The following is a 691-nucleotide window of genomic DNA, read 5'->3' on the forward strand; positions in this document are numbered from 1 at the left end:
CGCACCGACTATCCACCCGCCCGCAACGCGGCCCAGGACTGCCTGCTGCTCGGATTCCTGTGGCTGACGTTGGGTTGGCTGCCCCAGTTCGTCCTGGCGAACGTCCCCGCGTCCGCGCCCGAACGCTGGGCCGCGGTGGGTACGGTGCTGGCGGGCTTCCTCTTCCTGTTCGTTCCCGCCTTCCTGTGGACGCTGGAGAACAACGACTCCCACGTGGAACGACAGCGGCGTCGCACCAACGAGCTGCGACAGAGCGGTGACACCCCTGCCGCCCCGCTCTCCCCGGACCTCACGGGCGGGCTCGCCACGGCCCAGTCCTCGGCGGCAAGGTTGCGCTCGCTGCCGGGCCGCATCGCGCAACTCCTGCGCTCCGTCCGGGCCGGCTCCCGCCCCGCATCCGAGGTGGACGAGGAGGAGGTGTTCATCCTCCGCCTGGCCGGCCACACTGCGGTCCAGAACTCTCTGGCCCTCGGCCTCACCGCAGTCTCGGTCGTCGGGGCGATCGGCGTCAGCGCCGGCATGGACCAGAAGGCAGTCGGCGTCGTCGGGCTGTCCGGCGCGGGCTGATTCACTGGGCGCCCGACCTGGTGTCCCGAAAACGAGTCCCCGATGGTCAGGGTGCCGGGCCAGACTCTTGAGGTGGAGGACGGGTGGCCCGGTTCGCACGTCATCTGCCCGGTCTGCGTCTGGG

1 protein-coding gene is annotated in these 691 nt (G+C 70.9%); it reads left to right on the forward strand.

Annotated elements, in window-relative coordinates; genetic code table 11:
- The coding region (locus ABD323_RS42990; RefSeq protein WP_344447473.1) for a hypothetical protein at positions 1–567 on the forward strand (567 nt) is incomplete at its 5' end.
- Between the last annotated feature and the right edge of the window lie 124 nt (positions 568–691).

It is taken from the genome of Kitasatospora nipponensis (assembly GCF_039528135.1).
GTDB classification, from domain to species: Bacteria; Actinomycetota; Actinomycetes; order Streptomycetales; family Streptomycetaceae; genus Kitasatospora; species Kitasatospora nipponensis.